26 protein-coding genes are annotated in these 25,863 nt (G+C 73.3%); 21 read left to right on the top strand and 5 right to left on the bottom strand.

Annotation, left to right across the window (positions count from 1 at the left end; genetic code table 11):
• Window positions 1–46: 46 nt before the first annotated feature.
• Both ACF1BH_RS02380 and ACF1BH_RS02375 read left to right on the top strand, forming a co-directional pair.
• Window positions 47–901 (top strand): helix-turn-helix domain-containing protein, encoded by an 855-nt coding sequence (locus ACF1BH_RS02380; protein WP_391640507.1) that lies wholly within the window; start codon window positions 47–49, stop codon window positions 899–901.
• A complete protein-coding gene (locus ACF1BH_RS02375; protein ID WP_391640506.1) occupies window positions 882–1,097 on the top strand; it encodes a DUF397 domain-containing protein in 216 nt (71 codons plus the stop codon). The genes ACF1BH_RS02380 and ACF1BH_RS02375 overlap by 20 nt, the downstream gene beginning before the upstream one ends.
• Here ACF1BH_RS02375 and ACF1BH_RS02370 read toward each other — a convergent pair.
• A complete protein-coding gene (locus tag ACF1BH_RS02370) occupies window positions 1,072–2,694 on the bottom strand; it encodes an amidohydrolase family protein (protein WP_391640505.1) in 1,623 nt (540 codons plus the stop codon). The genes ACF1BH_RS02375 and ACF1BH_RS02370 overlap by 26 nt on opposite strands.
• 185 nt (window positions 2,695–2,879) lie before the next feature.
• A complete protein-coding gene (locus ACF1BH_RS02365; RefSeq protein ID WP_391640504.1) occupies window positions 2,880–4,208 on the bottom strand; it encodes an alanine racemase in 1,329 nt (442 codons plus the stop codon).
• Between the two features lie 470 nt (window positions 4,209–4,678).
• Between ACF1BH_RS02365 and ACF1BH_RS02360 the strand changes: the two genes are divergently transcribed.
• The 5 genes from ACF1BH_RS02360 to ACF1BH_RS02340 all read left to right on the top strand — a co-directional run bounded on the left by ACF1BH_RS02360 (window position 4,679) and on the right by ACF1BH_RS02340 (window position 9,980).
• Window positions 4,679–5,902, top strand: a complete 1,224-nt coding sequence (locus ACF1BH_RS02360) for a sugar kinase (RefSeq protein ID WP_391640503.1) — start codon at window positions 4,679–4,681, stop codon at window positions 5,900–5,902.
• Window positions 5,899–6,678 (top strand): IclR family transcriptional regulator, encoded by a 780-nt coding sequence (locus ACF1BH_RS02355; RefSeq protein WP_391640502.1) that lies wholly within the window; start codon window positions 5,899–5,901, stop codon window positions 6,676–6,678. Before ACF1BH_RS02360 ends, ACF1BH_RS02355 begins: the two co-directional genes overlap by 4 nt.
• Window positions 6,679–6,683: 5 nt before the next feature.
• Window positions 6,684–7,094, top strand: coding sequence for a RidA family protein (locus ACF1BH_RS02350; RefSeq protein ID WP_391640501.1), 411 nt, complete (start codon window positions 6,684–6,686; stop codon window positions 7,092–7,094).
• 296 nt (window positions 7,095–7,390) lie between these two features.
• Entirely contained in the window at window positions 7,391–8,872 is a 1,482-nt protein-coding gene (locus ACF1BH_RS02345) for a GntP family permease (protein ID WP_391640500.1), read from the top strand.
• A gap of 190 nt (window positions 8,873–9,062) precedes the next feature.
• Window positions 9,063–9,980, top strand: coding sequence for a serine protease (locus ACF1BH_RS02340; protein WP_391640499.1), 918 nt, complete (start codon window positions 9,063–9,065; stop codon window positions 9,978–9,980).
• A 105-nt stretch (window positions 9,981–10,085) separates the two neighbouring features.
• Here ACF1BH_RS02340 and ACF1BH_RS02335 read toward each other — a convergent pair whose 3' ends face one another.
• Window positions 10,086–11,072 carry a chitinase gene (locus tag ACF1BH_RS02335; protein ID WP_391640498.1) on the bottom strand — a complete coding sequence of 329 codons (987 nt, stop codon included), beginning with the start codon at window positions 11,070–11,072 and terminating at the stop codon, window positions 10,086–10,088.
• Between the two features lie 398 nt (window positions 11,073–11,470).
• Here ACF1BH_RS02335 and ACF1BH_RS02330 point away from each other — a divergent pair, with 398 nt between their 5' ends.
• From ACF1BH_RS02330 to ACF1BH_RS02275, 12 genes are all read left to right on the top strand, one after another.
• On the top strand, window positions 11,471–12,865 hold the full coding sequence (locus ACF1BH_RS02330) for a hypothetical protein (RefSeq protein WP_391640497.1): 1,395 nt from the start codon (window positions 11,471–11,473) through the stop codon (window positions 12,863–12,865).
• Window positions 12,862–13,578, top strand: coding sequence for a Flp pilus assembly protein CpaB (cpaB, locus tag ACF1BH_RS02325; RefSeq protein WP_391640496.1), 717 nt, complete (start codon window positions 12,862–12,864; stop codon window positions 13,576–13,578). The genes ACF1BH_RS02330 and cpaB overlap by 4 nt, the downstream gene beginning before the upstream one ends.
• Before the next feature lie 13 nt (window positions 13,579–13,591).
• Window positions 13,592–14,932 (top strand): AAA family ATPase, encoded by a 1,341-nt coding sequence (locus ACF1BH_RS02320; RefSeq protein ID WP_391640495.1) that lies wholly within the window; start codon window positions 13,592–13,594, stop codon window positions 14,930–14,932.
• A gap of 151 nt (window positions 14,933–15,083) precedes the next feature.
• Window positions 15,084–15,470: a TadE/TadG family type IV pilus assembly protein gene (locus tag ACF1BH_RS02315; protein WP_391640494.1), complete on the top strand. Its 387-nt coding sequence runs from the start codon at window positions 15,084–15,086 to the stop codon at window positions 15,468–15,470.
• The gene (locus tag ACF1BH_RS02310) at window positions 15,467–16,015 is read left to right on the top strand and encodes a TadE/TadG family type IV pilus assembly protein (RefSeq protein WP_391640493.1); all 549 of its coding nucleotides are present in this window, start codon (window positions 15,467–15,469) and stop codon (window positions 16,013–16,015) included. The genes ACF1BH_RS02315 and ACF1BH_RS02310 overlap by 4 nt, the downstream gene beginning before the upstream one ends.
• Window positions 16,012–17,349 (top strand): CpaF family protein, encoded by a 1,338-nt coding sequence (locus tag ACF1BH_RS02305; RefSeq protein ID WP_391640492.1) that lies wholly within the window; start codon window positions 16,012–16,014, stop codon window positions 17,347–17,349. Before ACF1BH_RS02310 ends, ACF1BH_RS02305 begins: the two co-directional genes overlap by 4 nt.
• Window positions 17,346–18,293, top strand: a complete 948-nt coding sequence (locus ACF1BH_RS02300) for a type II secretion system F family protein (protein ID WP_391640491.1) — start codon at window positions 17,346–17,348, stop codon at window positions 18,291–18,293. Before ACF1BH_RS02305 ends, ACF1BH_RS02300 begins: the two co-directional genes overlap by 4 nt.
• A gap of 13 nt (window positions 18,294–18,306) precedes the next feature.
• Window positions 18,307–19,200 carry a DUF5936 domain-containing protein gene (locus tag ACF1BH_RS02295; RefSeq protein ID WP_345092362.1) on the top strand — a complete coding sequence of 298 codons (894 nt, stop codon included), beginning with the start codon at window positions 18,307–18,309 and terminating at the stop codon, window positions 19,198–19,200.
• Window positions 19,201–19,676: 476 nt separating this feature from the next.
• A complete protein-coding gene (locus ACF1BH_RS02290; protein ID WP_030287944.1) occupies window positions 19,677–19,844 on the top strand; it encodes a membrane protein in 168 nt (55 codons plus the stop codon).
• A 41-nt stretch (window positions 19,845–19,885) separates the two neighbouring features.
• A complete protein-coding gene (locus ACF1BH_RS02285) occupies window positions 19,886–20,611 on the top strand; it encodes a pilus assembly protein TadG-related protein (RefSeq protein WP_391640490.1) in 726 nt (241 codons plus the stop codon).
• A 67-nt stretch (window positions 20,612–20,678) separates the two neighbouring features.
• Window positions 20,679–21,260 carry a hypothetical protein gene (locus ACF1BH_RS02280; protein WP_391640489.1) on the top strand — a complete coding sequence of 194 codons (582 nt, stop codon included), beginning with the start codon at window positions 20,679–20,681 and terminating at the stop codon, window positions 21,258–21,260.
• Window positions 21,261–21,268: 8 nt separating this feature from the next.
• On the top strand, window positions 21,269–21,937 hold the full coding sequence (locus ACF1BH_RS02275; RefSeq protein ID WP_391640488.1) for an OmpA family protein: 669 nt from the start codon (window positions 21,269–21,271) through the stop codon (window positions 21,935–21,937).
• Window positions 21,938–22,029: 92 nt separating this feature from the next.
• On the opposite strand, the gene ACF1BH_RS02270 is transcribed toward ACF1BH_RS02275, so the two are convergent.
• Complete coding sequence (locus ACF1BH_RS02270) at window positions 22,030–22,410, bottom strand: DUF192 domain-containing protein (RefSeq protein ID WP_391640487.1); 381 nt, start codon at window positions 22,408–22,410, stop codon at window positions 22,030–22,032.
• A gap of 138 nt (window positions 22,411–22,548) precedes the next feature.
• Between ACF1BH_RS02270 and ACF1BH_RS02265 the strand changes: the two genes are divergently transcribed.
• Entirely contained in the window at window positions 22,549–23,280 is a 732-nt protein-coding gene (locus ACF1BH_RS02265) for a prepilin peptidase (RefSeq protein ID WP_391640486.1), read from the top strand.
• Window positions 23,281–23,587: 307 nt separating this feature from the next.
• On the opposite strand, the gene mgrA is transcribed toward ACF1BH_RS02265, so the two are convergent.
• On the bottom strand, window positions 23,588–24,625 hold the full coding sequence (mgrA, locus tag ACF1BH_RS02260) for an L-glyceraldehyde 3-phosphate reductase (protein ID WP_391640485.1): 1,038 nt from the start codon (window positions 24,623–24,625) through the stop codon (window positions 23,588–23,590).
• A gap of 142 nt (window positions 24,626–24,767) precedes the next feature.
• Here mgrA and ACF1BH_RS02255 point away from each other — a divergent pair, with 142 nt between their 5' ends.
• Entirely contained in the window at window positions 24,768–25,547 is a 780-nt protein-coding gene (locus ACF1BH_RS02255) for an isoprenyl transferase (RefSeq protein ID WP_391640484.1), read from the top strand.
• Window positions 25,548–25,863: the final 316 nt, after the last annotated feature.

The raw sequence follows: 25,863 nt of genomic DNA, 5'->3' as shown, positions 1-25,863 counted from the left end.
TGGAAGGTCCTTCCCATTCGGTGCGCAATCTGTGGAGCGGTGAAATATGCCTGCGAGCAAGGAAATTGATGGTTCGGAGAGCGTGCTCGCCTTCTACGGCGCGGAACTGCGCTACAAGCGGGAGCAGGCGGGCCTGACCCTCAAGGAAGTGGTCAAGGACTGTTACTTCTCGGTGAGTTATCTGAGCGAGATCGAGCGCGGATACCGGCGGATGCCGAGGGAATTGGCCCCGCATGTGGACCGCGTGCTCGGCACAGACGGATTCTTCGCGCGGCGATGCGACGACGTCCGCAGGTCACGCGGAGGCGGCTATGCCCACTACTTCGAGCGGGCGTTGGAAGCAGAGGAGAGGGCCACGGGCATCGAGGAGTGGTATCCCGGCCTCGTGCCAGGGTTGCTGCAAACGGCCCCGTACGCGCGGGCGATGGTGTTGGGGGCTCATCCGCTTTCCACTGAAGAAGAAGTGGAAGAGAAAGTCTCCGCGCGGCTGAAGAGGGCACAACTCCTCGAAGTGGATCACAAGAATCCGGCGTTCTGGATGGTTCTGCACGAGTCCGTGCTGAGCCAACCCCTGCTTCCGCTGGACGAGATGGCCGAACAGTTGAACCACATCGCGGAGTTGGGGCGGCGCCGCCGGATCGTTCCACAGATCCTTCCGTGCAATAGCGGGCCGCACCCGCTGATGATGGGTTCGGTTAAGGCAATGCGGTTCCGGGATGAGCCGCCTTTGATCTACATCGAGTCCGCGTACAGCGGTGACACCATCGATGATCCAGAGATCGTGGACCAGTACCTCAAGGCATACGATCTGGTGAGGGCTGCCGCGCTGCCACCGGCGGCCTCCTTGTCGATGATCCAGGCAACGGCGGAGGACTTCCGAAATGGCAAGCAACGGAATTGATTTGACCGGTGCCGTGTGGCGTACGAGCACGTACACCAACGGCGACGGCGGCGACTGTGTCGAGATCGCCGACGACCTCCCCGGCATCGTCCCCGTCCGGGACACCAAGGACCGCGCCCGCGCCACCCTGATCTTCGGCGCGGGCGCCTGGGGCCGCTTCGTATCGGCGGTCAAGAACGAGGCGCTGCGCGCCTGACGGCCCGGCCGGCCAGGACCTCCGTCCGGTGGCCGTTCTCGATGACGAACTCGCCGTTGATCAGGACGTACGGGATGCCGGTGGGCAGGGTGCGCGGGGCGTCGAAGGTGGAGCCGGCGGCGACGGTTTCCGGGTCGAAGAGGACGAGGTCGGCGCGGTAGCCCTCGCGGACCAGGCCCCGGTCGGGCAGACGCAGCCGGGCGGCGGGGCGGGACGTCAGGTGCGCGACGCACTCCTCCAGGGAGAGAACGCCCAGCTCACGGACGTAACGGCCCAGGTAGTGGGGGAAGGTGCCGTAGGCGCGGGGGTGCGGTTTGGCGCCCTGGAGGATGCCGTCGGAGCCGCCGGTGTGGACGCGGTGGCGCATGATGCGGCGGACGTTCTCCTCATGGCCGACGTGCTGGAGGATCGTCGGGCCGAGGCGGTCCTCGATCAGCAGGCGGCGGGCGACGGTCCACGGCTCCTCGCCGCGCGCGGCGGCGCTCTGCGCGACGGTCTTCCCGACGTACGGGGCGAGCGCCGGATCGGTCGTCCCGGAGATCTCGATGGTGTCCCACTCGATCGGCACGCCGTGGCAGCCGTCGGCGCCCTCGACCTCCATGGTGTGGCGGATGCGGGCGGCGCCCTCCTCGTCCCGCAGCCGGGCGAGGATCGCCTCCGGCCCGCCCTCGCTCGCCCAACTCGGCAGCATCGCGACGAGCGTCGTACAGCCGGGGGTGTACGGGTACGTGTCGAGGGAGATGTCGGCGCCGCCGTCGAGGGCCGCGTCCAGCAGGGCCAGCAGCTCGGGCGCGCGGTCCTTGTTGACGCCGAAGTTCATGGTGGCGTGGGCGAGATGGAGGGCGCAGCCCGCCTCGCGGGTGAGGGCGACCATCTCCTCGTACGCCTGGAGGGCGCCGGCGCCGTAGGAGCGGTGGTGCGGGCAGTAGTAGCCGTCGTATTCCGCCACGACGCGGCAGAGTTCGGTCAGTTCGGCGTCGGAGGCGTACATGCCCGGCGTGTAGGTGAGGCCGGAGGAGAGGCCGACGGCGCCCTGTTCCAGGCCCTCGGCGACGAGCTGCTTCATCCGGGTCAGCTCGTCGGCGGTGGCGGGGCGGTCGTCCCAGCCCATGGCGAGCATCCGGACGGTGCCCTGCGGGATGAGGTACGCGGCGTTGACGGCGATACCGGCGCCGTCGAAGCCGTGGTCGAGACGGTCGAGGTAGCCGCCGACGGAGCGCCAGGAGAAGTCGATGTCACTGCCGTCACCGTTCCAGCCGGTGATCTGGGAGCGGACCTGCACAAGGGTGCGGTCGTCGACCGGCGCGTACGACAGGCCGTCCTGGCCGAGGACTTCGAGGGTGACACCCTGCGCCGCCTTCGCCTCGTGCGCGGGGTCGCGGAGGAGCGCGAGGTCGCTGTGGGCGTGCATGTCGATGAAGCCGGGAGCGAGGGCGAGGCCGTCGGCGGGGACCGTGTGGCGGGCGGACGGGCGGGGACCGGCGTCGCCCTCGCGGTGCACGGCGGCGATCCGGCCGCCGTCCAGGGCGACATCGGCGCGGTAGGACGGGCCGCCCGATCCGTCGATGACGCGTACGTCGCGGAACACGGTGTCCATGGAACTGCCTTTCGGTACTTCGGCCTTGAGGTCGAGCGAGTGATCGAGTGAGCGGCCGGTGTCCGGGGCGGTTCGCCGGTCGGGTGGGGGGAGGGGCCGGTGGTACGCGGCGCGGGGGATCGACGCGTACCACCGGGTCTTGGGGCGGCCCGCCGGTCCGGCGGGCCGCTCGGCTGGAAGAACGTCTAGAAGAACGTCCGGATGAAGTCCACGACCGTGCCGTCGGACTCGACCAGCGGGATCAGCTGCCACTTGTCGAAAGAGGTGCAGGGGTGGGAGAGGCCCATGCCGACCCAGTCGCCGACCTCCAGGGCGTCGGCGGACTCGGTGGCCAGCCAGGCGTGCTGGTCGGACAGGCCGGTGACGGTGACGCCGGTGGCGGGGCGCTCGGCACCGTCCCGGGCGGAGCGGACCACCTGGGCCTGCGGCAGGTCGAGGTCGTAGGCGGCGTCGCGCTTCCCGGCGTTGGCGAACGCCTGGTGCGGGGTGGGGCGGGAGACGACCTGCGCCCAGAGGCGGAACGCGGGCTGGAGGGCGCCCTCCTCGGGGACCCGGTTGAACGGGGTGAGGCGGCGGTAGTGGCCGTCGTCGTGCGAGACGTACGCGCCCGAGCGGAGCAGCTTCAAGGCCGGGGCGGAGAGCGCGGGGATCTCGGCGAAGACCTCGGCGACCGCGTCGAACCAGGCGCTGCCGCCCGCGCTGATCACGATCTCGTCCACCCCGGCGAAGCGGCCCTCGGCGTCGAACGTGGCGGCGAGCGCCACCAGGCGGCGCAGCCAGGCGGTGACCTTGGCGTGGTTGGCCTCGGGGACCTCGCCCTCGTAACCGGCGACGCCGACCAGGCGCAGGGTGGCGGTCGCGGCGACGGCGTCGGCCACCGCGCGGCAGTCGGCGTCGGTGCGGGCGCCGGTGCGGGCGCCCTCGCCGGCGCCCAGCTCCACGACGACGTCGACCGGGCGGCGGGCCCCGGCCTCGCGCAGTGCGGCGTCCATCAGCTCGACGCCGCGCACGGAGTCGACGTAGCAGATGAAGTGGAAGTCCGGGTCGGCGTCCAGCTCGGCGGCGAGCCAGCGCAGGGCGGCGGGGTCGACGAGTTCGTTGGCGAGGAAGATCCGGGCGATGCCGTGGGCGCGGTAGACGTGGGCCTGGTGGGGGACGGCGGCGGTGATGCCCCAGGCGCCGTGCGCCAGCTGGCGGGCGAAGAGCTGCGGGGCCATGCAGGTCTTGCCGTGCGGCGCGAAGGCCAGGCCGTGCCGCTCGGCGTACGTCTCCAGCAGCGCGAGGTTGTGCTCCACGGACTCGGCGGAGAGCGCGAGCACCGGGGTGGTGAAGCCGCCGTCGAAGAGGTTGCGGCGTTCGGCGGCCAGGTCACCGACGGTGCGGCCCTCGGCGTCCGGGGGGAGCGCCTTGAAGCGGTGGTCGACGCGTTCGTCCGCGAGGGCCCGGGCCGCCGCCGTCGCGGGGGCGTGCGGGTCCGTGGCGGGCCGGTCGTCGGTGAGCCGGTCGTCGGCCATGGGGCCTCCTCAGAGCTGGGCGCCGGGCGCGGGCTGCGCCGCGGCGTGCCGGTCGGTGCTGGGCGAAGTATGCGCCGGGTGGCCGGGCGGGGGCCTGACGGGGGGCGGGTCTCCGCGATGCGTTGCGTTCCCTGCAACACCCATTGCGTATATCGCTTAATGCTGTCTAACATCCGAGCCAGCACCGGGTCAATGACGGGTGTCGACGGTCGTCACGGCCGTGGCGCGCGCCGTGCCCCGGGCCGGAAATCCGGTGGTCACCGCGGTCGTCGGCCGCACCCCCGCCGGAGGCCCGGCACCCGCCGCCCGCACGCGCCGCGACCGCCGCCCGGCCCTCGCCCCCTGAGCCGCCGCCCGGTACGTCCATCGCGTGCCACGCGCCGGACGGACGCCCCGGCGCACGGCACGGCCGGGTCCCCGGACCCGGCGACGGCTTCCCCCACACGGCACAGCTAAGGAGCACCACCCTCGTGACCAGGCTCTCGAACGCCAGCGGCACCGCAGGCCAGGACGGCGGCGCCGCGCACGGCGCCGGGCTCCCGGCGGGCCACGCCGACGTCGTCTGCCTCGGTGAGTCCATGGTCACCTTCCTGCCGTCCCGCCCCGGGCGCCTCGCCGACGTGCCGTCCTTCGACCGCGCCATCGGCGGCGCCGAGTCGAACGTCGCCTGCGTCCTGGCCGCCGCCGGACACCGCGCCCGCTGGGTCTCCCGGGTCGGCGCCGACGGCTTCGGCGACCACCTCGTCGCCGCCATCGCCGCCCACGGCGTCGACACCGGCCACGTCGCCCGCGACCCGCACCGGCCGACCGGCATCTACTTCCGTACGGCGGGGGAGCGGGCCACCGGCGCGGACGGCGAGGAGCCGGGCACCGCGGAGGTCGTCTACTACCGCGCCGGATCCGCCGCCTCCGCCATGGACCCCGCCTCCCCGGGGCCCGCCGCCCTCGCCGGGGCCCGGGTGCTGCACCTCACCGGCATCACCGCGGCGCTCTCCGACAGCTGCCTCGCCATGCTGCGCACCCTCACCCGCCGCACCCCGGACCGCCCGCTCGTCTCCTTCGACGTCAACTACCGCGTCGGGCTGTGGCAGGGCCGCCCGCAGGGCCCCGAGACCCTGCTCGACCTGGCCCGTGGCGCCGACATCGTCTTCGTCGGGGAGGACGAGGCCGCGGCCGCCTGGGATCTGCACGGGCCCGAGGCGATCCGCGCGGCGCTGCCCGAACCGGCCGTCCTCGTCGTCAAGCAGGGATCGGAGGGCGTCACGGTCCTCCACCGGGAGACCGCGGACGGCGCGCACCCCGGTGGCGCCGCGTCCGCCGGTGCAGCGGGCACGTCCGCCGGGGAAGCCGGTAGGCCCGCCGGAGCCGGGGCCGGCACGCCCGCCGCCGACACCCGCACCTACGCCCCGGCCCTCAGCGTCGACGTCGTCGCCCCGGTCGGCGCGGGGGACGCCTTCGCCGCCGGTTTTCTGTCCGGGACCCTGCGCGGGCTGCCGGTGTTCGACCGGATCCGGCACGGGCACCTCATGGCCGCCGCCGCGCTGACCGTCCCCGGCGACCTCACCGGACCGCCGCCACGCGCCCTCGCCGACCGCCTCGCCGCCCTTCCCGCCGACGACTGGGGGAGACTGCGTCTCGGCCCCGGCTGGACGACGGGGCTGCACGACGCACGGGTGGAGGCCCCCCAGACATGAGCCAGACAGTAGACCGCGCACTGAGCATCCTTCCGCTGCTCGCCGAGGGCCCGGCCAACCTCGAACAGGTCGCGGTCCGCCTCGGCGTGCACAAGTCGACCGCGCTGCGGCTGCTGCGGACCCTGCACGAGCACGGCATCGTCTACCGCCAGCCCGACCAGCGCTACCGCCTCGGCGCCCGGCTCTTCGCCCTCGCCCAGCAGGCGGTCGAGAACCTCGACGTCCGCGACATCGCCCACCCCCACCTCGTCGCCCTCAACGAGCAGTGCGGACACACCGTCCACCTCGCCGTCTACGAGGAGAACGAGGTCCTCTACATCGACAAGGTCGAGAGCCGCTACCCGGTGCGGATGTACTCGCGGATCGGCAAGCCCGTCGCGATCACCGTCGCCGCGGTCGCCAAGCTGCTCCTCTCCGACCTGTCCGAACCCGAGCGCCGCAGCGTCGCGGAGAAGCTCGACTACCCCCTCTACACGTCCCGTTCGACACCGAACGCCGCGGCCTTCCTGGCCGAACTGGCCAAGGTCCGCGAACAGGGCTGGGCCACCGACCTCGGCGGCCACGAGGAGTCCATCAACTGCATCGGCGCCCCGATCCGCGGCGCCGACGGCCGGGTGGTCGCCGCGATGTCGGTCTCCGCACCGAACGTCGTCGTCACCGCCGACGAACTCCTCACCCTCCTCCCGCTGGTGCGCCGCACCGCCGACGCCATCAGCCGGGAGTACTCCGGAACAGCAATCCCCCGGCCCTCCGCCGGCCCCGCACAGGAAGCCTGAACACCATGACCGAGAAGACCGCGCTCACCCCGGCCACCCACACCACCCCGCCGGCGAAGTTCTCCCACGGCGTCAAGAAGGGCAACATCCTCCAGGTCGCCGGCCAGGTCGGCTTCCTCCCCGCCGAGGAGGGCAAGGCCCCCACCCCGGCCGGCCCCACCCTGCGCGAGCAGACCCTCCAGACCTTCGCCAACGTCCAGGCGATCCTCGAAGAGGGCGGCGCGAGCTGGGACGACGTCATGATGATGCGCGTCTACCTCACCGACGTGGACCACTTCGCCGAGATGAACGAGATCTACAACGCGTACTTCGAGGAGCAGGGCCTCAAGGAGGCGCCCGCCGCCCGCACGACCGTCTACGTCGGTCTGCCCAAGGGCCTGCTCATCGAGATCGACGCCCTCGCCGTCCTGAGCTGAGCCGACGGCCCGGGCCACGCCCGGCCACCGTTCCACCGCCGCACCGGCCGTCCGTACGGCACCCACCGCAGGGGTCGCCGTACGGGCCCGTGCCGGGGAACCCACCGCAGGGGCCCCGGCCGCACACCCCCCACCGAGCACCCGCCTTGCCCTTAAAGCACCTTCACCCGCACCGTCCGCCGCACGGCGCGGCGCCCCGTACCTCCGGGGCGCCGTGCCGCGGTCCGCCCTGCCCCGAGACGCATTCCAGGGGAGCCACCCGGACCTCCGGGCCCCGCCGACAACGGAGTCACACGATGTTCCTCGCCGCCGCCACGGCCCCCGCGCCGCCGCCCCCGCCCCCGCACACGGGCGGGCTGCTCGCCCTGATACCGGGCACCCCGGGCCTGCTGACCGTCGCCGTCCTCGGCATCGCCCTGCTGCTCGTGCTGATCATCAAGTTCCGGCTACAGCCGTTCGTCGCACTGCTCACCGTCTCCATCGCGGTCGGCCTGGGCGCCGGACTCTCCGTCACCGAACTCTTCGGCACGGTCCAGAAGTCCGACGTGAAGTCCATGATCGAGAGCGGTATGGGCGGCACCCTCGGCCATATCGCGATCATCATCGGTCTGGGCACCATGCTCGGCTCGATCCTGGAGGTCTCCGGCGGCGGTGAAGTGCTCAGCACCCGCCTGCTGAACCTCTTCGGCGAGAAGCGAGCCCCGCTCGCCATGGGCCTGACCGGCCTCCTCTTCGGCATCCCGGTCTTCTTCGACATCGGCATCTTCGTCCTCGCCCCGATCGTCTACGCGGCGGCCAAGCGTGGCGGCAAGTCGATGCTGCTGTACTGCCTGCCGCTGCTCGGCTCGCTGTCGATGACCCACGCCTTCCTGCCGCCGCACCCCGGCCCGGTCGCCGCCGCGAGTCTGTTCCACGTGGACCTCGGCTGGGTCATCCTGATGGGCCTGGTCTGCGGTGTCCCGGCCGTCCTCGCCACCTGGGCGTGGGCCGCCTGGATCGGCAAGCGGATCTTCGTGGAACTGCCGCAGGACATGGCCGAGGCGGCCGACGAGGCGAAGGCCGCGGTCCTCGCCGAACAGCGCGCCGCCGGGGTCACCCCGCAGGAGAAGCCGGTCTCGCTGGGCGCCGTCCTGACGATCATCGCGATACCGCTGGTGCTGATCCTGCTGTCGACGTTCTCGTCCATCGCGCTGGACCCCAGCACGTTCCGCTCGGTCGTCGAGTTCTTCGGCAACCCGTTCGTCGCGCTGACCCTCGCGCTGTTCGCCGCGTACTACCTGCTCGGCATCCGCCGCGGCTGGTCGCGCAAGTCACTGGAGCAGGTCTCCACCGCCTCCCTCAAGCCGATCGGCAACATCCTGCTGGTGGTCGGCGCCGGTGGCGTCTTCGGCGCGGTCCTCCAGGGCAGCGGCGTCGCCACCGCGCTCTCCGACACCTTCCACGGCGTCGGTCTGCCGGTCATCGTGCTGGCCTGGCTGCTGTCGCTGGTGCTGCGCGTCGCCCAGGGCTCGGCGACCGTCGCCATCGTCACCACCGCCGGCATCGTCCTGCCGCTCGTCCAGGGCCAGGGCATGTCGCAGCCGCACCTGGCGCTGATCATCATGGCGATCTCGGCCGGTTCGATCTTCGCCTCGCACGTCAACGACGGCGGCTTCTGGATGGTCGCGAAGTACTTCGGCATCTCCGAGCGCGACACGTTGAAGTCCTGGACGGTCCTGGAATCCGTCCTCTCGGTCGCCGGATTCGCGGTGGCCGCGCTGGTGAGCCTGGTCGTGTAGCGGAGGGCCGGACCGCCGGGGGACGGATCGGGACGACCCCGGCGGTCCGGGCGGCGCAAGGTGGCACGGTGCGCCAACTTCCCCTTGATTCGGGCCGTTTCATTGCCCTGGGGCCCGGGCCCGCCAACAATGCGCACGACAAACCGAAGGGCTGTTCGCCCTGCGGTACGCAGCGTGAGAGGACCCCACAATGAACCGACCTCTCGTCGGCACCCTCGCCACCGTCGTCCTGGGCGCCGCCGCCCTGGTGGGCACCGCCGGAACGGCCGGTGCCGCCCAGCAGTCCACGACGGACGCCCCCGACACGTTCCGTGCGACCACCCCCATATCCGCGCCGGCGAAGCACGGCGTCCACACCAAGGCCGTCGACTTTGCCGGCACGGTGGCGCTCAGCAACTGCTCCGGCTCGATCGTCAAGATGCCGGCCTCCAAGGACACCGACCCGGCGCTCGTCATGACGAACGGTCACTGCCTGGAGTCCGGGATGCCCGGCGCGGGTGAGGTCATCACCGACCAGCCCTCCACCCGGAGCTTCACCGTCCTGGATGCCAACGCCGGCGACCTCGGCACCGTCAAGGCGACCAAGGTCGTTTACGCCACGATGACCGACACCGACGTCACCCTCTACGAGACCGGCTCCACCTACGCCGACATCGAGCAGAAGTACGGCATCAAGCCGCTGGAGGTGGACACCGCACACCCCACCGACGGCCACAAGATCACCGTGGTGTCGGGCTACTGGAAGCAGACCTACTCCTGCGCCATCGACGGCTTCGTCCCCCAGCTCAAGGAGGGCGACTGGACCTGGAAGGACTCGGTCCGCTACACCACCGACTGCAAGACCATCGGCGGCACCTCCGGCTCCCCGGTGATCGACGACGAGACCGGCAAGGTCACCGCCATCAACAACACCGTCAACGAGGACGGTGAGAAGTGCACGCTCAACAACCCCTGCGAGGTGGACGAGAGCGGCGCGGTCACCGTGCACAAGGGGACCCCGTACGGCCAGGAGACCTACGGGATCACGAAGTGCTTCACCGACGGGAACAAGCTCGACCTCAGCGCCTCCGGCTGTGAGCTGCCCAAGCCGTCCGGCGTCCGCCGCTGACCCCGCACACACGGAAGAGACCGGGCCCCGCGCGCACGCTACGCGGGGCCCGGCCCGTATGGGGGGTGTACGCGGGCCCGCCACCTCCGGGCCCGCGCGCGGTGGCTACGGCAGGTCGTGGACGTGCTTGCCGACCTGGCTCGCGAAGGCGTTGCCGTTCGCCGCGTCCCAGTTGGTCGACCAGGTCATCGCGCCGCGCAGCCCCGGGTACGTCTTCGACGGCTTGAACGTGCCGCAGCCGCTGCCCTTCGTCAGGCAGTCCAGCGCGTCGTTGACCACCGAGGGCGCGGTGTAGCCGCCGCCCGCAGCGCTGGAGGACGCCGGGACGCCGAGGCCGACCTGCGAGGGGTCCAGCCCGTTCTCCAGCTGGATACAGGCGAGCCCGGTCAGGAAGTCCACGGTGCCCTGTGAGTAGACCTTGCCGTCACAGCCCAGCATCGAACCGCTGTTGTAGTACTGCATGTTGACGACGGTCAGGAAGTCCTTGATCCCCAGCGCCGTCTTGAAGTACTCGTTCTGCGGCGACTGCATGTCGATGGTCTGCGGGGCCATCGTCACCACCACATCGGGGTGGGCGGCGTGCACCGCCTTCAGCGCCTGCGTCATGTAGGTGGAGTTCAGGCCGTTCTCCAGGTCGATGTCGACGCCGTTGAAGCCGTACTCGTCCATCAGCTTGTTCACCGACGCGGCGAAGGCGTCCGCGGAGGCGGAGTCGCTGACCGAGACGGCCCCCTTCTCGCCGCCGACGGAGAGGATCACGGACTTCCCCGCCGACTGCTTCGCCTTGATGTCGGCCTTGAAATCGTCCGCGGAGCCGTAGCCGACCGCCGGGTCGAGGTTGAAGGTGATCTCACCCGGCTTGCCCGTGGCATCGGCGAAGGCGACCGCGATGATGTCGTACGCGTCGTCGACGTCCTTCAGCTTCTGGACGGTGGCGCCGTTGTCGAAGTTCTGCCAGTAGCCGGTCACCGCGTGCTTGGCGACGGCGGACGCGCCCGCCGCCGGAGCGGTTTGCCGGTGGTTCTCCGGCGCGGCCTGCGCGGTGCCCGCGGAGAGCGCACCGCCCGTCAACAAGGCTGCCACGGCGACCACGGCCGGCAGCGCCTTCCTCGTCGTACCCGAACGTGTCTTCCTGCTTCGTGCGCCAACCACGACTGCCTCCGGCTGTGGGGGAGTTGGGGGTGTGCGGATGCGCGCTCAGGGGCCCCTGCGCTGCCGTACAACGTGGTCCAGACCAATCCCCGTGTCAAGGTTTCCGACACCACCCGTTGCCCCTTGCGGGTGGCGGGCGTGACGATGGCCGGGAGGTGAAGTGGCCCTTCCGCAGGGGCCGCAGACGCGGGGTCAGTGGCCCGGAACGTGTTCTCCCGGACGTATCTCGCGGATAAAGTGCTGGACGTACGGCGCCGAGTGCGCAAGCAGTGCAGAGCCACGCAGTGCAGACAGCGGCCCCGGGAAGCGGAGGCCGGAGGGAGTTGGGAGGGAGCGGCGTGCCGACCGCGATTGCCGTCACCGGCTCCGATCTCGCGCTGCCCGCCGCCGACCGCACCACCCCCGCGGCGGTGGTGCTCCCCGCCCCGCATCTCCAGCCGCTCGACGAGGCGCTGACGCAGACCGCCGCGGTCCTCGAACACCACGGCCATCTCGTCGTCCTCTACTCCGACGCCTGCCCGGCGGAGCACGTACGCCGACTGCACACCCTCCGCGGACTGCTGGAGAGCGACCGCATCGCCCTGGTCAAGGTGGACCTGCCGCCCCTGGGGCTCGCCGTCCTCGCCCGCCAGCTGCGGGAACTCTCCCGCTCGGCGCTCAGCCCCGGCGTCCTGGCCTGCGCCGCCCGGCTGCTGGCGCACTACGTCCACGCCGGGGCGCTGCTCGCCACCGTCGGCGGACTGGACCGCGTCGAGGTCGACCTCCGCGCCCACATGACGTCCTGGCTGCCCGGCGTGCAGTTCGCGGTCCTCGCCGCACCCGCACCGCATCTGATCAGGGTGGAGCGCCACAGCACCGAAGCCGCCCTGCCCGCCCCCTCGTACGCCACGGAACTGATGCTCGCCCGGGGCCATTTCCACGGCGACTGGGTCGGCTCCGTCCTCGCCCCCGCCTGGCAGGTGCGCGGCGCCCACGAGGTGCCGCTGCCCGCGGAGTCCGCCCACTGGTGGGGCACGAAGAAGCTCGTCGAGTTCGCCGCCGCCATCCCCGACCCGGCGCTGCTGCACCGGCTGGTCTCCTCGGTACGCCGCGAGGACTGCGGCTGGTGCGGCCTCGAACTCCTCGGCGACCGCTGCGCGTTCTGCGGTACGCCCGGCCGCGGCGGAGAGCATGTCGCCGCAGGTGGACGCGCGGTGACCGGAGGGCCTGCCGGGGCCCGGGGCGCGCCCGCGGCGCTGCCGCCGGGAGGCGGCGAGCCGCCCGTCGGCGGACCGCCCGCCGCGGCGCCCGCGCCGCGGCCGGGCACGGCGCCCGGCCCGCTGCCCGCGGCCCCTTCACCGGCTTCACCCGCCTCTCCCGCTTCGCCCGCCTCCGCGCCGCCCGACGCCGTCGCGCCCGGGGAAACGCCGCCCGCGGCCCGGCCGTTCGGCGCGCCGGGGGTGCCGGAAGGCTTCGGCCCGCCGTGTGTGACGGGTTTCCCCGCGGCCCCCGCCCCCCTGCCGCCGGACGCGCCGCCCACCGGGCCGCCGTACCCGGGCGCGCACCCGGGCGGCGCGCCGCTGCCGGGGCCGCTCCCCGGCGGCCCGTTCGCCGGGCAGCCGCCCACCGGCCCGCCGCCGGCCGGGCCCCCGTACGCCCTCGGACTCTCCCCGGTGGCGCCGCCCGGCGTACCCGGGGGCGTTCCCCGTCCGCAGCAGCCCCGTCCCGCCCCGATCGAGGTCCCCCACCCATGAACGCACGTCAGCGCCGCGGCCTGATCCTGCTCCTGCTGTCGGTCCTCTGCGCGGCCGGCGCCTTCGCCGGGGTGCTCTCCGTGATCCGCAACGTCGAGTCGAAGGTCGGCCCGGAGCGGACCGCGTACCGGCTGAAGACCGATGTGGCGGCCTACACGCCGCTGGATCCGGGGCAGTTCGAGAAGGTCGCGATGCCCGAACGCTGGCTGCCGCCGACCGCCGTCACCCACCTCGACGCCCTCAGCGGGAAGATAGCGGTCACCCCCCTCCACAAGGGCTCGCTGCTCCAGGACGACATGATCGTCGCCCGGCCCGCGCTCCAGCCCGGCCGCCAGGAGATCGCCATCATGATCGACGCGGCCACCGGCGTCGCCGGGAAGATCACCCCGGGTGCCCGGGTCAACATCTACGCCACCTTCGAGGGCAAGCGCCCCGAGGACAAGCCGGTCTCCAAGGTCATCGTGGCCGGTGCCCAGGTCATCGACGTCGGCAAGCTCACCCCGCTCGCCGCCCAGGACCCGGGCGACGCCACCGGCGCCCGCCGCGAGGGCGAGGCCGTCCCGATCACCTTCTCGCTCGACACCAAGGACGCCCAACGCGTCGCCTACGCCGAGTCCTTCGCCTCCCACGTACGCCTCGCCCTGCTCGCCCCCGGCTCCGACCGCGCCATCCCGCCGGGCGAGCGCACCTACACCCTGGACGGCGACAAGTGACCCGGAGGCACCGGTGACCATCCGCATCCTGCCGGCCGTCGGCGACCCCGACGCCGCCCGCGCCCTGACCACTCTGCTCGCCGGGGTGCCCGACGCGGCCCCGGCGCCACCGGTCGCCGACTCCGCGGCGCTCCTCGACGCGCTGGCCGGAGCCGCACCGCCGGACGCCGCCGGGCCCGCCGCCGTCGAGGCGCTGCCCGAGGTCGTCCTCGTCCACGAACGCATCGGACCGCTGCCCGCCCTCGACCTGATCCGCGAGGTCGCGCTCCGCTTCCCCGCGGTCGGCGTCGTCCTGCTCACCGGGGACGCCGGGCCCGCGCTCTACTCCGCCGCCATGGACGCGGGCGCCCGCGGCGTCGCCGGGCTGCCGCTCGGCCACGACGAACTCACCGCCCGCGTCCGGGCCGCCGCCCAGTGGGCCGCGGGCGTCCGCGTCCACCTCGGCGGCGGGCGGGAGGCCCCGCCGGGACCGGCCGGGACGCTGCTCACCGTCACCGGCGCCAAGGGCGGCACCGGCACCACCGTCACCGCCGTCCAACTCGCCCTCGCCGCCCGCCAGGCGGGCCGCCGGGTCGCCCTCGTCGACCTCGACCTCCAGTCCGGCGACATCGCCTCCTACCTGGACGTCCAGTTCCGCCGCTCGGTCGTCGACCTCGCCGGGATCGCCGACCTCTCCGGCCGCGTGCTGGCCGACGCCATACACGACCACCCCACCGGCCTCGCGCTGCTCCTCGCCCCCGAGGAGGGCGAGCGCGGCGAGGAGGTCGACGACCACGCCGCCCGGCAGATCGTCACCGCGCTGCGCGCCCGCTACGACGTCGTCATCGCCGACTGCGGCTCCCAGATGCAGTCCGCCAACGCCGCCGCCGTGGAACTCGCCGACACCGCCCTGCTGGTCACCACCCCCGACGTCGTCGCCGTACGCGCCGCCAAACGCCAGGTCCGGCTCTGGGACCGGCTGCGGATCCGCAAGGCCGAGTCGACCCTCACCGTCGTCAACCGCCTCACCCGGCACACCGAGATCCAGCCCCCGCTGATCGCCAAGGCCACCGGCACCGCCGTCGCCGCCACCACCGTGCCCGCGGCCTTCAAGGAGCTGCAACCCTGCGTCGACTCCGGGCGGATGCAGGACCTGGACGCCCGCTCCACGGTCCGCGCGGCCCTGTGGACGCTCGCCGGGGAGCTGGGCCTGGTGGCGGCGTCGGGCGTCCCCCGGCTCAAGTCCGGCCACCGCACCCGCCCGTCCCTGACGGGCCGCCGGCGTAAGGCCCTCACGGCGGGCCCCGTGCCGCCTCAGGCCGCCCCCGGCCCGGCCGCCTCTCCGGCACCGGCCGCCCCGTACGAGGAGGGCTGAGCGGGTGGGGCGGGGGAGCGAGGTGGGTGCGGGGCGCCACGGGGCGGTGCGGGTGGCGCGCTCCCGCGGCGGAGGCCCGGCGCGCCGCGGCCCGGCGCGCCCGCCCCGGCGTGGTGCGGGCGGGCGCCCCGCCCCTTCCCCTGAGCCCCACGTGCCGCTCCGCGCCCGCCATGCCGGGGACCGCGGTCAGGTCACCGTCGAGTTCGCCGGGATGCTGCCGCTGATCCTGCTGGTCCTCGTGCTGCTCTGGCAGTTCGTGCTGGTCGGCTACACCTTCTCGCTCGCCGCGCACGCCGCCGACCGGGGCGCGCGGGCCGCCGTGGCGCTCCGCGACGGCGGCCCCGGCGCCTGCCGCACCGCCGCCACCGGCGAACTCCCCGCCGCCTGGCGCTCCGCCGCCACCACCACCTGCGCCGCCGACGCCGGCCTGTGGCACGCGACCGTACGCCTCAAGGTCCCGGTCCTCTTCCCGGGCGCGGCCGCCTTCCCCTGGACGGTCAGCGGCACCGCCGGAGCCGTCGACGAGGAGGGACGATGAACCGGACCACGGGACGCGGGGCACGCCCGGCGGGCCCCGCCCGGCGCGCCGCCGACGCCGTCCGGCCCACGGGCCCCGGCGCGTCCGACGCCGCCCGCGCCCCCGGCGCGCGGCGGTCCGCCGGGGGCCGCCGCTTCCGCGGGCCCGCCCGCGACCGGGGTCAGGCCTCCCTCGAATTCCTCGGGTTCCTCCCGCTGCTGCTGATCGTCGGGCTCGCCGTCGTCCAGCTCGGGATCGCCGCGTTCGCCGTGCAGCAGGCCGGTACGGGCGCCCGCGCCGCCGCCCGGACCGCCTCGCTCGACCCGCCGGACCGGCAGCGCGACCCGGCCGCCGCCGGGCGCGCCGCGATGACCGGATGGGTTGCCGAGCGCGCCCGGATCGGCGTCGGCGGCGCGGGTGACGCGGTCCGCGCCACCACGACCGTCACCCTGCCCTCCGTCATCCCCGGCATCACCCTCGGCACCGTCACCCGCAGCGCGACGATGCCCCGCCCCGCGGCCGCGCACGCACCGGGCGCCGCCCCGGAAGGAGTCCTCGCGCCATGAGCCTCAAAGGCCGGATCGCCGCCCCGGAACCGGAGGGCGAGGCCCGTTCCGACGGGCGGCTGGTGCCCGTCTACCGCGCCAAGCTCCTCCAGGAGATCGACCTCGCGGAGATGTCCGCGCTGACCGCCGCCGAACGCCGCTCCCGCCTGGAGCGCGTCCTCGGCCACATCATCAGCCGCGAGGGCCCGGTCCTCTCCACCGCCGAACGTGATCTGCTCATCCGCCGCGTCGTCGACGAGGCGCTGGGCCTCGGCGTCCTCGAACCGCTCCTCGAAGACGCCTCCATCACCGAGATCATGGTCAACGGCCCCGACCGGATCTACGTCGAACGCCACGGCCGTGTCGAGCCGGTGCCCGTCCGCTTCGCCTCCCACGAGCAGCTGATGCAGACCATCGAACGGATCGTCTCCACCGTCAACCGCCGCGTCGACGAGTCGAACCCGATGGTCGACGCCCGGCTGCCGTCCGGCGAGCGCGTCAACGTCATCATCCCGCCGCTCGCCCTCAACGGCGCCGTCCTCACCATCCGCCGCTTCCCCCGCGCCTACGCCCTCGCCGAACTCCTCGGCATGGGCACCCTCGACGAACAGACGCTGCTGCTGCTCGCCGCGCTCGTCCGCGCCCGCTTCAACATCGTCGTCTCCGGGGCGACCGGCGCCGGCAAGACCACCCTGCTCAACGCGCTCTCCGGACTCATCCCGGACGGCGAGCGGATCATCACCGTCGAGGACGCCGCCGAACTCCAGCTCCAGCAGAGCCACGTCATCCGCCTGGAGTCCCGCCCGCCCAACGTCGAGGGCAAGGGCCGTATCACCATCCGCGACCTGGTCCGCAACTCCCTGCGGATGCGCCCCGACCGGATCATCGTCGGCGAGGTCCGCGGCGGCGAGACCCTCGACATGCTCCAGGCGATGTCCACCGGCCACGACGGCTCGCTCGCCACCGTCCACGCCAACAGCGCCGAGGACGCCCTGATGCGGCTCCAGACGCTCGCCTCGATGTCCGACGTCAAGATCCCCTTCGAGGCGCTGCGCGACCAGATCAACAGCGCCGTCGACTGCCTCGTCCAGCTCGGGCGCGGCGCCGACGGCGCCCGCCGCATCACCGAGGTCGCCCTCCTCGACTCCCGCGGCCACCAGGCGTACCGGCTCGCCACCGTCTGCCGCTTCGAGACGGAGCCGATGACCGCCGACCGCCGGGTCCACGGCCACGTCCGCCACTTCCCGCTGCCGCGCCGCACCGCCGAACGGCTGCGGATGGCGGGCGAATCCGTGCCGCCCGCCTTCGGCGTCGCCGCCTCCGACGACCAGCTCGCCACCCGGGAGGCCCGATGACGCGCGCCCTCGACCCCGCGCTCCTCACCGCCGGCGCCGCCCTGCTCAGCTGCGTCCTCGCGGTCGCCGGGCTCCAGCTCCACGCGTCCGGGCGCGACCGGCGCCGCGCCGTCGTCGACCGGCTCGCCGACGACCGCCGGCTGCCGGTGACCGGCCGGGGCCGCCGCTTCGCCGCCCTCGACCGCGCGGTCCGCGCCACCCGCTACGGCCGCCGCCTGGAGAAACGGCTCGCCGCCACCGGACTCGACGTCACCCCGGGCGAGTTCACCGCCTACCTCGCCGGGGCGGTCGTCGCCCTCTGGCTGGTCGCGCACGCCGTCCTCGCCGCGTTCTTCGGGCCGATCGCCGCGCTCACCGCCGTCTGGGCCGCGTTCGCCTTCCTCGACTGGCAGCGCCGCAAGCGCACCGAGCGGTTCATCAACCAGCTCCCGGAGCTGTCCCGCATCCTCGCCAACGCCACCCAGGCAGGTCTGGCGCTCCGTACGGCGCTGGGCATGGCCGCCGAGGAGCTGGAGGCCCCGGCGGGTCAGGAATTGGCCAAGGTGTCCGACAAACTCGCCGTCGGCCACTCCGTCGAGGAGGCGCTCGACGAACTCGCCGAACGCCTTCCCTCCCGCGAACTCGTCGTCCTCGTCACCACCCTGGTCCTCGCCAACCGCGCCGGCGGCACCGTCGTCGGCTCGCTGCGCAACCTCACCCGCACCCTGGAGGAGCGCAAGGAGACCCGCCGCGAGGTCCGCACCCAGCTCTCGCAGGTCACCGTCACCGCGTACGTCGTCCCGCTGCTCGGCATCGGCACCCTGCTGCTGATGAACCGCATCGCCCCCGGCGCCATCGACCGGATGACCTCCTCCTTCCTCGGCCAGCTCGCCGTCGTCGCCGCCTTCGTCCTCTACGGACTGGGCTTCTTCCTCATCCGACGGCTCTCCAAGATCGACGTCTAGGGACGGGCAACGCATGGGCACCGGAATCCTGCTGGCGCTGCTCGCCGCGCTGTCCGTCGCGGGCGCGTGCGGCGGCCTCGCGCTCTACCGCCGTGAGGCGAAACTCCCGCCCGACCTCGCCCTCTCCCTGGAGGTCGGCGCCCGCCGCACCACCGCCGTCGGCTCCGCCGTCGACCGTACGGGCATGCGCTACGCGCCGCTGGTGCTGCGGCTGATGGGCCCCGACCGGGTCTCCCGGCTGCGCCGCCGCATCGACCTGGCCGGCAACCCGGGCGGGCTGACCGTCGACCGCTACGCCGCCCGGCGCGCGGTCTACGGCGGGCTCGGGCTGTTCGGCGCGCTGGTGATGTTCCTGCGCGGCCAGCCGCTGCTCGGCGTCCTCATGGTGCTGTTCGCCTGCTTCTGGACCGAGGTCGGCATCCGCGCCGCCATCCGCCAGCGCAAGGACACCATCGAACGGACCCTGCCGGACTTCCTCGACGTCCTCGCCGTCGTCGTCAGCGCGGGGCTCGGATTCCGCCAGGCCCTCGACCGCGTCGCCGACCGCTACGAAGGCCCCTGGGCGGACGAACTGCGCATCACGCTACGCCAGATGGACATGGGCGTCAGCCGCCGTACCGCCTTCGAGGAACTGCGCAAACGCAACGACTCCGAGCAGGTCGCGCAGTTCGTCACCGCCCTCCAGCAGGGTGAGGAGCTGGGCGCGCCGATCGTCGACACGCTCATCCAGATCGCCGACGACATGCGGCGCACCGATGCGCAGAGCGCCCGCCGCCGGGCCGCCCGCGCCGTCCCCAAGGCCACCATGGTCGTCACCACCTTCATGGTCCCGGCGACCATGATCCTGCTGATCGCCGGGTTCTTCCTCGGATCCGGCACCGATTTCGGCTCCCTGATGGGGAAATGAAAACCGCCGATCTGCCGCCGCCGGGTTCACCCGGACGCGCCGCGCGCCGCACCCCGGTGGCCGGTTCGCCGCCCCGCTCCGGGCCTCCGGCGGAGCGGGGCGTACCGGATGTGCGCGGGCGACCGAAACCGTTCGCGGCGCGCGACGGCTTGCCGCCAACTCCTTCGCAACAGCAACGAGTTGTGCCACAGTGGAGCCGCCATCGGGGTTCGGGGTGTCCCGCGCGGGGACCGCAGGGGAATCGGGGGTGAACGGAGTGCGAGGTGCACCGCTTCCGTCACGCGCGCCGGTTGGCCGAATTCTTTCGCTCCGGCTCCTCGTCGTGTCCTCCGAACAGGTTGGGGTAGGGATTCCCTGTTCCAGGAGCGCCTTCCCGGCGTACTTTTCTCGTGTCGTGACCGCGAAGCTACGCGCCGACACCACGGGGACAGCCCAGCCGGACCAGAGCGGTGCGGGGGCCCATGGAGGAGAAGACGATGGCGAAGCGGATCGTGAGGAACGACGACCGGGGGCAGACCTCGATCGAGTACCTCGGCATCATCGCGGTGGTCGTGGCGATCGTCCTGGTGCTGTCCACCACGGATTTCGGCAGTCAGATCGCGAACGCCATCGCCGACAAGATCTCCGAAGTCGTCGGCATCTAGCGGGCCGCGCCCCCGCACCCGGCCCGCCCGGCGCCCCCGCCATGACCGCCCCCGCCGCCCGCCCGCCGCGCGATGCCGGACAGGCGTTCCCGGTCTACATCGTGGCGGTCGCCGGGCTGCTCTTCCTCGCCCTCGCGTTCTTCGCCGTCGGCCAGGCGGCGGCGAGCCGCGGCGGCGCCCAGACCGCCGCCGACGCCGCCGCCCTCGCCGCCGGTCAGAAGTACCGCGACCGGTTGGCGGAGAGCCTCCTCGACGCGCTGCGCTCCGGCGCCGACTGGCGCGATCTGCTGGAGGGCCGCGGCGCCGACTCCCGTACCGCCTGCGACAGCGCCGGCTGGTTCGCCGGCCGCAACGACGCGGTCCTCACCGACTGCACCCCCGACTCCTGGCCCACCTCCTTCGCCGTCCAGGTCCGCTCCCGCTCCGCCGTCGGCCACTCCGTCGTGCCCGGTACGGAGTCCGCCCACGCCGAGGCCCGCGCCACCGCCGTCGTCGAACCCCGCTGCCACGCCGACGCGTCCGGCGACACGCCCCCGACGACCGGACCGCACACCCCCGGCGGGGGAGTACCCTCCTCCACCCCCGGACCCGGTAGCGGCGACGCCGGCGGGGGAAAGGGGAAGCACGACCCCGACGGCACGGACGACGCCTCCCTCCCCGGGCTCGTCTGCGACGGAAAGGTATGGCACCTGGTCCCCGGCGACCTGCACGACGGCCGCGGACTGCCCGGGGCCACCGACCTGTTCGCCGTCCGGCTCGCCCGATGACCGCGCCGCCGGTCCCGGGCACGGCCGACCGCCCACCGAACCGCTGACGACCGAAGGACTGGCACCCATGAGCATGCGGCGCACGACGAAAGCCGCCCGAGGAGCGGCCGCCACGGCCGTGGCGGCCGGCCTGGCGCTCCTCGTCGCCGGCTGCGGAGGCGGTGACGCCGGGGGAGGACGGACGGACGACCGGGCGCCGGCCCGCAACGCCGGTCCCGCAACCGCCGAACCCACCGCCCCCGCCGCCGACGTCGACAAGGCCATCGGCGAGATGAAGGGCCCGGACGGCGTCACCGTCACCCTGCACTCCGTCATCCGCGACTCCGGCGGCTTCGTCACCGTCAACGGCACCGTCGTCAACCACGGCACCCACGTCTTCAACGCCATCGACTGGCGCTCCAACGAATCCGAACTCCGCTCCCGCTCCTCCCTCTCCGGCGCCACCCTCGTCGACAAGGCGGGCAAGAAGCGGTACCTCGTCCTGCGCGACACCGACGGCGAATGCCTGTGCACCACGGGCCTGAGCGGGCTGCGGCCCGGCGAGAGCCGACCGATCTTCGCGCAGTTCCCCGCCCCGCCCGCCAAGGTCACCGAGGTCGACTTCCAGCTCCCGACGATGCCGCCCGCCGACGTACGGATCACGGAGTGACCGCGACCATGCCCGCGACGCACCCGCCCCGCCCCCACCCGACCGGCACCCGCCCCGCCGGCAGCCACCCGCCCCGCGCCGTCCGCACCGGACGCGCCGTCACCGCCGCCGCCCTGCTGCTGGCCACCGGACTCGCCGCCCCCGCCGCGTACGCCGACACCCCGCCGGGACTGACCGAGGACACCACACCGCCGGTCGCCATCGACCCGCGCGACCCCGATCTGCGGATGGTGCAGGGCGCCACACTGGCCCCGGCGAAGGTCCTCAACATCAAGTCCGTCGTGGAGACCGACGACGGCGCCGAACGCCGCCAGGACACCAACGACAACGTGACGTTCGCGCTCCAGGCGGAGGTGCTGTTCGGCAAGGACAGCGCCGAGCTGACCGACGACGCCCGCTCCCGTATCTCCGCCATCGCCGCCGAGGGCACCAAGCAACACGCCCGGAAGCTGCGGGTCTTCGGCTTCACCGACAACCTCGGCTCCGCCGCCCACGGCCTGACCCTCTCCCGCCAACGCGCCGGCGCCGTCCAGCGCCGCCTCGCCCAGGACCTCGGCTCCGGCATCACCTTCGAGATCCGTGGCTACGGCGAGCAGTACCCGATCGCGGACAACTCCACGGAGGCGGGCCGCAAGAAGAACCGCAGGGTGGAGGTCAGCTTCCCCCGGGAGGGGTGAGGGGCGGGGCGCCGGGAGGACGGAACCTTCGGGAAGGCTGCCGGAAAACCGTGGCCCGAGGTGATGTCACGCCGGCGACGGGGGCCGACCGCTCACGGGTGACCCCGCGCCTCCGGGCCCACGTCCCCCGTGGAGACCGTCAGTTGGATGCCCTCCCGCAGCCCCCACCCGGCCATCGCCCCGGCCGCCGCCTCCAGTACATGGCGGGCGCGCGGGCGGGGCATCCCCAGCCGGCCCGGCGGCATGGTGCGCACCGCGAGCACCCGCAACGTCCGGTCGAGGTAGGCGACATCGATCGCGAACCGCATCCCGAAGGTGTGCACCCCGCTCGCCGGCGTCAGCAGCAGCGCGCCCGTCACCCCGTCCCGGCCCAGCAGCCCCCGCCTGCGCGCCCGGTAGGACGCGGCGATCTCCACCGCGACCGGCATGTCCGCCCCGTGCACCGTCCCCGTACCGTCCCGCCAACGCGCCATGGCCGCCGTTCTACCAGCCGCCCGCCCCCACCGGTACGCGCGCCCCGGCCCGCCGCCCGCGTCCGCGCCCCGGAGCGCCCCCCGCCGCTCTCCCGCCGACCGGCCCCGCCCCCGGCGCCCGCGCTCTATGGTCGTCGGGTGTCTCCGACGCTGATGATCCTCGCCGCCGTCTACGGCGCCGCCGCCGGAGCGCTGCTGCCCCGGCCCGTCCACCGGCTGAGCGTCGAACCCGACCAGGACTGGCGTGCCGACTGCCCCCAGGGGCACCCCCTCACCGGACCGGCCCACGGCTGGCTGGGGGCCGCCCGCTGCCGCCCCTGCGGCGCCGCGTACGGGCCGGGGGCCGGCGCCACCGCGGCCGTCACCGCACCGGTCTGCGCGGCGCTGGCCGCCGCCACCGGGCCCCGTCCGGAACTCGCCGCCTGGCTGCTGATGGCGCCCGTCGCCGTCCTCCTCGCCGCCGTCGACCTACGGGTACGCCGCCTCCCGGACGCCCTGACGGCGACGCTCGCCGTGCTCGCCGCCGCCGGGCTGGGGGGCGCCGCGCAGCTCGGCGGCGCGGCCGGGTCCTGGCGCCGTGCGGTCCTCGGCGGACTGCTGCTCGGCGGCTGCTACCTGCTGCTCTTCGTCGCCAACCCCGGCGGCATCGGTCTCGGCGACGCCAAGCTGGCGGTCGGCCTCGGCACGGCCCTGGGCTGGTACGGCTGGCACACCCTGCTGCTCGGCGCCGCCGCGGGCATCGCGCTCGGCGCGCTCCGCGGCTGCTGGCTGCTGCTCGCCGGGCGGCGCCGGGAGGCCATGCCGCTCGGCCCGTACCTGATCGCCGGGGCGCTCTGCGGGCTGCTCCCGGCGGCCGCCGCAGCCGCCTGACGAGGGCCGCGACCGCCTCCCGGGCGGCGGCGATGCGCCCCGGCGCGCGACCGGGGCACACCGGTTCTCCGATGTTGCGCACACCACAGGGCTCATGGGGTTATGGTGGAAGCCCCCCCTCGGGCCGGTCCGTATCCCCCCCCCACGGACCGGCCCGCTTTTTGTCGGGGTTCTCCCGGGCTCCGTTCCCGGGCATCCGCGACCGCTCCGGCGCACGCCGGGAGCACACGGCACACGGGGGCGCACACCGCTTCCCGGACACCGGCCCGGCCCCCCGGAGCCGCTGCCCCCGCTCGTCCCGCCGGGATCAGCTCCGGCGGGCCCAGATGTTCACCCCGTCGGTCGTCCGCGCGAACTCGTCGATCTCCGACAGCTCCGTCTCCGTCAGCTCCGGAGCGCCCAGCGCCGCGATGTTCGCCTCCAGCTGCGCCACGCTGCTCGCCCCGATCAGCGCCGACGTCATCCGCGGATCCCGCAGCACCCAGCCCAGCGCCAGCTGCGCCAGCGACTGGCCCCGGCGGGCGGCGATCTCGTTCAGCCCCCGCAGCCGCCGCACCACGTCCTCGGAGAGCAGCCCCGGGTCGAGCGACTTGCCCAGCGAGGCGCGCGAACCCTCCGGGACACCGTGCAGGTACTTGTCGGTGAGCAGCCCCTGCGCGAGCGGCGCGAACGAGATGCAGCCCATGCCCTCGCTCTCCAGGGTGTCCAGCAGCCCGTCGTCCTCGGTCCAGCGGTTGATCATCGAGTACGACGGCTGGTGGATCAGCGCCGGAACGCCCATCCCGCGCAGAATCCGGGCCGCCTCGCGGGTCTGCTCGGAGGTGTACGAGGAGATTCCGGCGTAGAGCGCCTTCCCCTGGCGGACGGCGGACGCGAGGGCGCCCATCGTCTCCTCCAGCGGGGTCTCCGGGTCGAAGCGGTGCGAGTAGAAGATATCGACGTAATCGACCCCCATCCGCTTCAGCGAGGCATCGAGTGAGGAGAGGAGATATTTCCGCGAACCCCATTCCCCGTACGGGCCGGGATGCATCCGATATCCCGCTTTGGTCGAGAGAATGATCTCGTCGCGGTGGTGCCGGAAGTCCTGGGCGAAGATCTTCCCGAAGTTCAGCTCGGCGGACCCGGGCGGCGGACCGTAGTTGTTGGCCAGGTCGAAGTGGGTCACGCCCAGGTCGAAGGCGCGGCGCAGGATCGCGCGCTGCGAGGCCAAGGTGCGGTCGTCACCGAAGTTGTGCCAGAGTCCCAGAGAGATGGCCGGAAGTTTCAGGCCGCTGCGCCCGGTGCGCCGGTACTCCATGGAGTCGTAGCGCGAATCCGCAGCGCGGTACGGAGAAGAATCAGTCATGGTCAACTCCCTATCACGGTCCTCGCAGACACCTGATGCGGCCATCGACACGCCCGAGACGTAAAGTTATGGCCTTAGGCGACGGGGCGACCGCCAATGGGCACGGAGGGGCTGGTCCACACTCATGCTGCGATCTTCGGGGATGCGTATCCCGTATCCGCAGGCACTGCGGAATCTGGTCTACCGGCTGTATGCACGACGGGTCGAGGGACGGCTGGACCACAGCCAGGTGCCCAAGCACATCGGCGTCATCCTCGACGGCAACCGCCGCTGGGCGCGCGCCGACGGCCGGACGCCCGAGCAGGGCCACCAGGCCGGTGCCGCCAAGATCGGCGAACTGCTGGGCTGGTGCGCCGAGACCGATGTCGAGGTGGTCACACTCTGGCTGCTGTCGACCGACAACCTCGACCGGCCCGAGGTCGAACTGACGCCGCTGCTCGGCATCATCGAGAACACCGTGCGTGATCTCGCCGCCGACGGCCGCTGGCGCGTCCACCACGTCGGCAACCGCGATCTGCTGCCGTCGGACACCCAGCTCGTCCTCAAGCAGGCGGAGGAGGACACCGTCGACAACACCGGCATCCTGGTGAACGTCGCCGTCGGGTACGGCGGCCGCCAGGAGATCGCCGACGCGGTGCGCTCGCTCCTCCTCGAACACGCCGACCGCGGCACCTCCTTCGAGGAGCTGGCCGAGACCGTCGACGTCGACCTCATCTCCAGCCACCTCTACACCAGCGGCCAGCCCGACCCGGACCTGGTGATCCGCACCAGCGGCGAGCAGCGGCTGTCCGGATTCATGCTCTGGCAGTCGGCGCACTCCGAGTACTACTTCTGTGAGGTCTTCTGGCCCGCCTTCCGGAAGGTCGACTTCCTGCGCGCGCTCCGCGACTTCGCGGCGCGTAACCGGCGTTACGGCTTCTAGCCCGCCCCCTTCCGCTTCCGGCCCGCTTTTTCCCGTATGCCCGGGTACGTCCCCGTGGTGGACGGCCCGGCGCGGCGCCGGCCCCGGGTTCTTCCGCGCCCCGGCCACCCCAGGTGGTGGCCGGGGCGCTGCCGTACGCGGCGCGTGTCACCCAAGGTTCACCGCCTGTGCGCCCGCGCGCCGGGCATGGGCGCACCCCAACGCGGGAATGTTCCTGGCAGGTCGGCGTCCGGAATCAGACACGGGCGCCGTATCTCAGCGGACGGCATGGGGCCGTCCGCCCGGGAGGCCCTTTGCGCATCACGGAGGCCCGTGC

Source organism: Streptomyces sp. NPDC014733 (assembly GCF_043083385.1).
Classification (GTDB): Bacteria; Actinomycetota; Actinomycetes; order Streptomycetales; family Streptomycetaceae; genus Streptomyces.
Note: the sequence above shows the minus strand (reverse complement) of the source record. Positions and strands in the feature narration are given on the sequence as shown.